4 protein-coding genes are annotated in these 2,611 nt (G+C 72.8%); all 4 read right to left on the bottom strand.

All coding sequences use genetic code 11. From position 1 onward, the window contains the following. A partial coding sequence (locus tag H5J29_RS28715; protein ID WP_181784109.1) for an ATP-binding protein occupies positions 1 to 896 on the bottom strand: 896 nt, incomplete at its 3' end. Between the two features lie 42 nt (positions 897 to 938). Continuing rightward, positions 939 to 1,841 (bottom strand): M56 family metallopeptidase, encoded by a 903-nt coding sequence (locus H5J29_RS28710; protein ID WP_181784108.1) that lies wholly within the window; start codon positions 1,839 to 1,841, stop codon positions 939 to 941. A 29-nt stretch (positions 1,842 to 1,870) separates the two neighbouring features. Then, positions 1,871 to 2,212 carry a BlaI/MecI/CopY family transcriptional regulator gene (locus H5J29_RS28705; protein ID WP_181784107.1) on the bottom strand — a complete coding sequence of 114 codons (342 nt, stop codon included), beginning with the start codon at positions 2,210 to 2,212 and terminating at the stop codon, positions 1,871 to 1,873. Positions 2,213 to 2,267: 55 nt separating this feature from the next. Then, positions 2,268 to 2,611 (bottom strand): L,D-transpeptidase (locus H5J29_RS28700; RefSeq protein ID WP_181784106.1); only part of this gene is annotated, 344 nt, incomplete at its 5' end.

Raw genomic sequence — 2,611 nt, 5'->3', positions numbered from 1 at the left:
TGGTCGACGGCGGAGGACTCGCGCAGGTGCCGGGTGAAGCGGGCCACGACCTCGACCAGGTGCCGGGGCACCTCGGCGGCCAGGTGGGCCTCCTGCAGGACCAGGTCGACCTCGTCGGACACCTCGAGCGGGTAGTGCGTGCGCACCTCCGCGCCGAAGCGGTCCTTGAGCGGGGTGATGATCCGGCCGCGGTTGGTGTAGTCCTCCGGGTTGGCGGAGGCCACGAGCAGGATGTCCAGGGGCAGCCGCAGCGTGTAGCCGCGGACCTGGATGTCCCGCTCCTCCATCACGTTGAGCAGCGCGACCTGGATGCGTTCGGCCAGGTCCGGCAGCTCGTTGATGGCCACGACGCCGCGGTGCGCCCGCGGGACCAGTCCGAAGTGGATGGTCTCCGGGTCGCCCAGCGAGCGGCCCTCGGCGACCTTGACCGGGTCGACGTCGCCGATCAGGTCGGCGACGGCCGTGTCCGGGGTGGCGAGCTTCTCGGTGTACCGCTCGGAGCGGTGCACCCAGGTGACCGGCAGGTCGTCGCCCAGCTCGGCGGCGCGCCGGATGGTGGCGGGCGCGATCGGTTCGTAGGGGTGTTCGCCCAGCTCGGAGCCCTCGATGACGGGGGCCCACTCGTCGAGCAGTCCGACGAGGGAGCGGAGCAGACGGGTCTTGCCCTGGCCGCGTTCGCCGAGCAGGACGACGTCGTGCCCGGCGATCAGGGCGCGCTCCAGCTGTGGGAGCACGGTGTTCTCGAAGCCGACGATCCCCGGCCAGGGGTCGCGGCCCTCGCGCAGCGCGGCGAGGAGGTTGTCACGGATCTCGGACTTGACGCCCTTCAGCTCGTGCCCGGAGGCACGGAGGGCGGCAAGGGAGCGGGGAAGATCAGCGGGTGCGGTGAACGGCACGGGGACCACGCTACGCCCGCGACATGATTACCGCGCAACAGTTCAGACGAGCAGCAGCACCGTGGGGACCGCGACCAGCGCCACCGCGCCCAGCCGGACCCCGGCCCGCGCGATCCACGGGAGCGGGCGCGGGTGGGCGGAGATCCGCTCGATCCGGGCGTCGAGCGCGTCCGTGAAGCTCGACAACGCCGCCGCCGGTGCGCTCCCGCCGACGGTCTTCAGCGCGCCGACCAGCTCGTGCGGCTCGGACTTGCACGAGGCCACGTCGTCCGCCCGCATCTCGATCAGCTCGGCGACGGCGATCTGCGCGCACTCCATGCCCCGCACGAACGGGGCCGTGGCCCCCCACGCGACGAAGGGCAGCACCACGAGGTCGTGCCGTTCTCGCAGGTGAGAGCGTTCGTGGGCGAGCACCGCCCACACCTCCTCGGGCTCCAGCGCCTCCAGCACCCCCGCCGACACGACGAGCCGCGAGCTGCGCCCGGGCAGGCAGTAGGCCACGGGCTGGGGATGGTCGAGCACGCGGGTTCCGGGCGAGTCCGGCCAGGGCGTGGCGAGGACGTCGAGCAGGTCGCGGTGCCGCCGCCGGGCGCGCACGGTGCGCAGGTACATGGTGGCGAGCACCCACAGCAGCCTCGCCCCGACCGCGACGGACGCGAGGAAGGCGAGCACGTGCACCGCGTCGAACCGCTCCGGCCAGTGCCCGCTGTTCCACTCCCGCACCAGCGTGCCGACGGCGGCGGGGAGCGAGGATCCGAGCGGGGACAGGCCGTAGACGACGCCGCAGCCGACGAGCGAGAGCCCGCCCGCGAGCCCGATCGCCTGCCAGACGAGCAGCGCCCCGACCGGGTCCCGACGGGTCCAGCGTGCCCGGCTGAACCCGCGGCTCACCGGCTCGGCGAGGAGCACGCCGAGCACCAGGAGGCCGAGCGCCGCGAGCGCCATCGGTCCATTCTCCTGGACGCGGCCCCGGACTAGTCGAGCAGGTCCCGCAACCTCCGGCGCTCCTCGCGCGGGATCGAGCCGAGGAAGCGGGCGAGGGCGGCACCGCGGTCCGGTGCGCCGTCGAGCGCGTCGTTCATCAGCTCGGCCACGTGGTCCTCCCGCGAGGCCGTGGGCCGGTAGTGGTGCGCGCGCCCGTCCCGGGTGCGCTCGACGAGCTGCTTGCGCTCCAGCCTGCCGAGCACCGTGAGCACGGTGGTGGTGGCGAGCTCGCGATCGGCGAGGGCCTCCTGGACCTCCCGCGCCGTCAGGTCGCCGGTGGCGGCCCAGAGGACTTCCATGACGGCACGTTCCAACTCACCCAGACTCGGCACGTCGCCGATTCTACTCCGCGTAGAAAGCATCGCGGGCCAGAACTTAGGGTGACCTTCACGTGACTTGCACCTCGTCGCCCACCTGGAGGTACGCGAAGAAGGCCTGCGCGTCCGTCTGGACCAGCTTCACGCAGCCCGCCGACGGGGTGTCCTGCCTGCCCTGGTGGAAGGCGACACCGCCGGGGGCGAAGAAGACCGAGTACGGCATCTGCACCAGGTACTCGCGGCTCGTGTACTGCTCGGCCTTCCACTGCACGGCGAACGTGCCGAGCGGCGTGGGGTCCTCGGCGTCCCCCGTCTGCACCGCGACGGGCCCGCGGACGACCGTGCCGCCGTCCATCAGCCAGGCCTTCCGACCCGCGACGTCCACCGGGGTCGTCGGCGAGCAGGTGACCGTAG

This window comes from Pseudonocardia pini (genome assembly GCF_013870575.1).
GTDB classification, from domain to species: Bacteria; Actinomycetota; Actinomycetes; order Mycobacteriales; family Pseudonocardiaceae; genus Pseudonocardia; species Pseudonocardia pini.
Note: the sequence above shows the minus strand (reverse complement) of the source record. Positions and strands in the feature narration are given on the sequence as shown.

Bases quoted from the DNA above. Each gene is read 5' to 3' on its own strand.
- H5J29_RS28710 (WP_181784108.1), bottom strand. From the start codon at position 1,841: ATGGCGCTCGCGGCGCTCGGCCTCCTGGTGCTCGGCGTGCTCCTCGCC.